This window comes from Phaeobacter sp. HF9A, from assembly GCF_011806385.1.
In the GTDB taxonomy this organism is placed as follows: Bacteria; Pseudomonadota; Alphaproteobacteria; order Rhodobacterales; family Rhodobacteraceae; genus Epibacterium.
The window spans coordinates 1-5,697 of sequence record NZ_JAATOX010000181.1 but is presented as its reverse complement, the minus strand read 5'-3'; the positions used below and the strand labels follow the sequence as shown (position 1 = coordinate 5,697).

The 5,697-nt window shown below is 63.1% G+C and carries 4 protein-coding genes; 3 read left to right on the top strand and 1 reads right to left on the bottom strand.

The genetic code is table 11. The features are described 5' to 3' along the window. Together HCZ87_RS19520 and HCZ87_RS19515 are read left to right on the top strand one after the other, a co-directional pair. The coding region (locus HCZ87_RS19520; RefSeq protein ID WP_167646599.1) for an FtsX-like permease family protein at nt 1-2,339 on the top strand (2,339 nt) is incomplete at its 5' end. Nucleotides 2,340-2,388: 49 nt separating this feature from the next. Next, a complete protein-coding gene (locus HCZ87_RS19515; protein WP_254868708.1) occupies nt 2,389-3,423 on the top strand; it encodes a lipocalin-like domain-containing protein in 1,035 nt (344 codons plus the stop codon). Here the strand turns inward: HCZ87_RS19515 and HCZ87_RS19510 are convergent. Next, nucleotides 3,384-4,373 (bottom strand): TAXI family TRAP transporter solute-binding subunit, encoded by a 990-nt coding sequence (locus tag HCZ87_RS19510; RefSeq protein WP_167646595.1) that lies wholly within the window; start codon nt 4,371-4,373, stop codon nt 3,384-3,386. The two genes, HCZ87_RS19515 and HCZ87_RS19510, sit on opposite strands and share 40 nt — an antisense overlap. 347 nt (nt 4,374-4,720) lie before the next feature. Between HCZ87_RS19510 and HCZ87_RS19505 the strand changes: the two genes are divergently transcribed. Further along, the coding region (locus tag HCZ87_RS19505) for an extracellular solute-binding protein (RefSeq protein WP_167646593.1) at nt 4,721-5,697 on the top strand (977 nt) is incomplete at its 3' end.

Genomic DNA, 5,697 nt, shown 5'->3' with positions numbered 1-5,697 from the left:
GGCTCGCCCTGGCGACGGCGCTGTGGTCCGCGGTTCAGGCCATCAACGCCGAGGCTCGCGTGTCCTATCAGCGCGCAATGACCCAGCTCGGCACTGGCAGCCTCGCGGCCCTGAGCGCGACCGAGGGCACCATTCCGGAGGAAACCTATGTCCGGTTGCGGCGCGCGGGCTGGCAGCTGTCTCCGGTGCTAGAGGGCGCCTGGCAGCTTGGCCCCCGGCCCGTCAGTTTGCTCGGCGTCGATGTGCTCAGCTACCCCGGTGCCACCGCCATGGCAGAGCGCGCCACCACCGGCGGGCTGGATCCTTTGCAGGCGATGCAGCCGCCGGGGCTCTTGTTCGCCCATCCCGATCTGGTGGCGGAGCTGTCGCAGGGCGGTTTTCAGGTCATGGATCTGCCAGAGCTGCCGCCCAATGTGGTGCTTGGCGATATCTCACTGGTCCAGCGCATGCTCCGGCAGCCCGGGCAGCTCTCTCGGCTCATTATACTTGAAGAACAACCGCTTGGCCTGCCGCCGATTGCAGATCTCGCGCCAGAGCTGCGGCAAAGCACAGCCAGCACCGGCGCACTTGGCGCGCCAGAGCGGCTGACCCGCAGTTTTCATCTCAACCTCACCGCCTTTGGGCTTTTGTCCTTTGCGGTGGGGCTGTTCATCGTTCAGGGCAGCGTCACCCTCGGCATTGAACAGCGGCGCGGCATGGTGCGGGTGCTGCGCCAGCTTGGCGTGCCGCTGTCGCAGCTGATGGCCGCGCTGATCGCAGAGCTGTTGTTGCTTGCGCTTCTTGGCGGTGGCCTTGGTCTGGTGCTGGGTTATGCGCTGGCCGGCATCCTGCTGCCCGATGTCAGCGCCACTTTGCGTGGCCTTTATGGCGCCGATGTTGCGGGCAGCCTGAGCTTGCGACCGATCTGGGTGCTTTCCGGTCTTGGCATGGCGATGGCGGGCACATTGCTGGCGGGAGTGCAGGCGCTGCTATCGCTGCGCCAAACCGCGCGCAGCCTCTCGCAGGCGCCCAACGCGCAGTCGCGCAAATGGGGGCTGCGACGCGGGGTCTGGGTCGGGGCCGGACTGTTCCTTGGGGTTGGGGGCTGGGCCTGCCTGCTGCTGTGGCCCGGGTTGATTGCCGGATTTATCTGTCTGGGCGGGCTCATGCTGGGCGCCGCATTGCTGTTGCCACCGATCTTTCAAACCGTGATCTCGGGTCTGATGCGGCTCACATCTGCGCCGCTGCTGCGCTGGTTGCTCGCCGACAGCCGCTTGCAGCTGCCGGGGCTGTCGCTCTCGCTGATGGCCCTGTTGCTGGCGGTGGCGACCAATGTGGGCGTCGGCACAATGGTGTCCAGCTTCCGCCTCACCTTCCTTGGTTGGATTGATCAGCGCCTGGCGGCGGAGCTTTACGTGCGCGGCGACACTCCCGCGCAAACCGAGGCGGTGCTGCGCTGGGCCGAACAGAACAATATTCGCGCCCTGCCCCAATTTCATGGCCAGACCGGCGGCGGCGCCCCACTGGAGCTTGCGGGGGTGGTGGATGATCCGCTCTACGCCCAGACTTGGCCTCTGCTGCAAGCCCTGCCCGACGCCTGGCAGAAGCTGCATGCACGCGAGGGCGTGTTGATCAATGAACAGCTGGCCCATCGCGAGGTGCTCGGCCCTGGTGATAGGGTGCTGCTGACCCCGGATTGGCGCGCAGAGATCCTTGGCATTTATTCCGATTACGGAAATGTCGACGGGCAAGCCATGGTTTCCGCCCCTGCCCTGCGCGCCCATCTCGCCCATACCCGCCTGTCCCGCGTCGGACTGATCTCGCCCGAGGGGCAATCTCCTGCCGAGCTTGCCGCGGTGCTGCAACGGGCGCTCTCGCTGCCCGGCGACGCGATCCAGCAGCGCGACCGGATCGTCGCTGCCTCGGTGGCGATTTTTGACCGCACCTTTGTGGTCACCGGCGCGCTGAATATCCTCACGCTCGGGGTTGCGGGCTTTGCGATGTTGACGAGCTTCCTTGGCCAATGGAGCCGCCATTTGCCGCAGCTCGCCCCGATCTGGGCCATGGGCGTGAGCCGCCGCCAATTGGCCCGCTTCGAGATGCTGCGCAGCCTTGCGCTGGCCTTGGCGACCTTCCTGCTGGCGCTACCGCTGGGGCTGTTGCTGGCCTGGGTTCTGCTGAATGTGATCAACCTCGAAGCCTTTGGCTGGCGGTTGCCGATGTTCCTGTTCCCGCTGGACTGGCTGCAATTATTCGCGCTCACGATGGGCACCGCCGTGCTGGCGGCCCTTCTGCCCGTGATCCGGTTGCTCCGTCTTGCTCCGGCCACGCTGTTGGGAGTGTTTTCAAATGAAACCTAACGCCTTTCGTCTTGTCGCGGCCCTGCTGGGGGTGCTGGTGTCGGCGCAGATGGGCGCGGCGCAGGGCTATGCCAATCTGGGCAGCACCGCCGCCGAGGGCTTTGCGCAACCGCAGCGCGGAACTCTGCTCCAGTTTCCGGCGGATCACGGCGCCCATCCGCGCTATCGGATTGAATGGTGGTATGTGACCGCCAATCTGGTGACCGAGACAGGCGCGGATCTGGGGATTCAATGGACCCTGTTTCGCTCCGCCCTCGCCCCCGGCGATCAGCCGGGCTGGCAGAGCCCGCAGATCTGGATGGGCCATGCGGCGGTCACTACCGCCAGCGACCATCACTTTGCCGAGCGTCTCGGGCGTGGGGGCATTGGCCAGGCCGGGGTCACCACCGCGCCCTTTTCGGCCTGGATCGACGATTGGGAGATGAGCGCCCCCGACGCCACGCTGGACCAGCTCCGCTTGCGTGCCAGCGGCCCCGATTTTCGCTATGATCTGGCGCTGGGCGCGCAGGGGCCGCTGATCCTGCATGGCGAAAACGGCTATTCGGTGAAATCCGACGCCGGGCAGGCAAGTTTTTACTACGCGCAGCCCGCCTTTGCGGTCGAGGGCACGGTCGAGCTGCCCGATGGGCCGCACCAGGTCACCGGCAAGGCCTGGCTGGATCGCGAATGGTCCAGTCAACCGCTGGCGGCGGATCAATCGGGGTGGGACTGGTTCTCCCTGCACTTTGACAGCGGTGCCAAGCTGATGGGCTTTGTGCTGCGCGGCGACAAGGGCGATTATACCTCCGGCACCTGGATCACCCCGAAGGGCGAGGCAGAACCGCTGGCGCCGGGCGCCTTTTCCGCCACGCCGCTGGTCTGGTCCGATGTCGCCGGGCGTGACATCCCGACGGTCTGGCGGATCAGCCTTCAGGGCCGCGACCTTGACGCCGAGGTTGCCGCGCTCAATCCTGGGGCCTGGATGGGCGCGCGGTTTGCCTATTGGGAGGGGCCGGTCACGGTGTCCGGCAGCCACCATGGCAAAGGGTATCTGGAGATGACAGGCTACGGTGATTCTGGTTCAAACAGGGATTCAGACCGATAATAGGCCCGCGCCGCCCGGTGCTGTGGCGCGGTTTGATAGTCCTGTGCCATGACCTCTGGGGTGAGGGCGCGGAAGGCAGGATGCGCCTGTCGCAGTTCATTGAGATTCGTAAATACGGCTTTTACAACGGCTTCCACGACTTTTGGTTTGGCCTGTCGGGTTGTGACCAATGTCGCGGCAACGCCGAATGACCGCACCGGGTCGGGATTGCCCCGATACAGCCGCGCCGGAATCTGGGCGAAATCGAAATGTCTGTCGGCGCTTATAAACGCGCGGATTCTGGGTTCATTGACCGAAACCAGAATCGAATCACAGGCGGTTGTGGCCTCCTCGATCGAGGCGGGGGGGGGGCCGACGACAAATACCATCGCGTCGATCTCGCCAGCACAGAGCGCGGCGGATTGCGCCTCGGCCGGGAGGTCATGCACCTCGGAAAAGCTGTCTCTGCTCCAGCCAAGATCCTGCATCAGCACCTCCATCGTGGCGCGCTGACCGGATCCAGGGTTGCCAATGTTCACCCGATGCCCGCGCAGGTCAGAGAAGGTTTCGATCCCGCTGTCCTTGCGTGCAACAACGGTGAAGACCTCGGCATGCAGCGACAAGACAGAGCGCAAATCGGAAAATGGCGTGCCATCCGCAAGCCCCGCCACCCCATCAGTGGCCTGCGCCTGCCAATCCGATTGTAGAATCGCGAAATCAACACGACCGCCGCGCAGCGCTTGTAGATTGGCCAGCGACCCTTGCGAGGGCTCCGCCCGACAGCGCACGCCATGGCGATAGCGGCCCTTGTTGATCAGGCGACACATGGTGGTGCCCATCGGATAATAAAGACCGGAGGTCGATCCGGTCGCGATGGTGATATAGTCTTCGGCGCGCGCCATGGTCAGGCTGGTCGCCAGCACATAAAACAGGCCAATTCCGCCGCGTATAACTCGGTTTATGACCTGCATTTTGCCTCCCGAGGTCGCCAGGACGGGGTCAGGCTTTCAAAGCGCGCATAGGCTGTCAAGGATGCATCGGGACAGGTGGTTGACGTTTCGTCACCCTCCGCAGTTGATGCGCTGCACCGTCAAGCTGTCACAAAACGGTAACTGACGGCTTGTAGATGCGCACACGTGTTCCGTGGCTGATTCCGATGCTGCTAGCGCCCGCATTGGGCCTTCCCAGATCGAATGAAGTCCTGTTAGGATCAAACACCTGTGATGTCATACGTCTATTTCAACTAGACGGCAGGCTGTGTGCGCCTAACGAACAATAAACCCGCTCCGCACGCCGGGGTACTGACTAGGAGATGACAATGAACTTTTGGAAGATTGCAGCGCTGAACGTCGCTGCTGCCATGACCGCTACTGCTGGTTTTGCTGAAACTGAAATCACGCTGTGGCACGCCATGGGCGGTCAGCTCGGCGAAACCGTGAACAAGATCGCATCCGATTTTAACGCGTCCCAGGACGAGTATAAAATCACCCCGGTCTTCAAAGGTTCCTATGAGGAAACCCTCACCGCCGGTATCGCTGCCTTCCGCGCGGGCGAGCAGCCCGACATCATGCAGGTGTTTGACGCTGGCGCCGCAACCGTGATCGGTGCCAAGGGCGCGACCATCCCGGTTCAGGACCTGATGGAAGCCAATGGCGTTGATTTTGACATCAACGACTACATCTCCGGCGTGCGTTATTTCTACGCCGACAGCGATGGCAAAATGATCGGCATGCCGTTCAACTCCTCCTCGCCGATCATGTATTACAACGTGGACGCGCTGGAAAAAGCAGGCGTGACCCCGCCGAAAACCTGGGAAGAATTCCAGTCTGTCACCGCTCCGGCGCTGAAAGAAGCAGGCTACATCGGTCTGAGCCAGTCGCACCTGCCCTGGATCTTCACCGAAAACTTCATGTCCCGCCACAACCTGCCGTTCGCCACCAACGACAACGGTTATGACGGCGCCGAAGGCACCAAGATCCTCGTCAACAACGACGCGATCAAAGCCCACTTCACCGCTCTGGCCGATTGGCAGGACAAGGGCTTCTTCAAATGGTACGGCACCGGCTGGGACGACAACCAGAACCCATTCTCCGACGGTGATGTTGCGATCTGGCTCGGCTCTTCCGGCTCCTTCGGCGGTCTGATGAGCCAGGATCTGGGCTTTGATTTCTCCGCAACCTACCTGCCCTATTGGGAATCGGTGACCAAAGAGCCGACCCAGACCTTCATCGGCGGCGCGTCGCTCTTTGCCATGGCGGGCCACACTGCCGAAGAGAACGAAGCCACTGCCAAGTT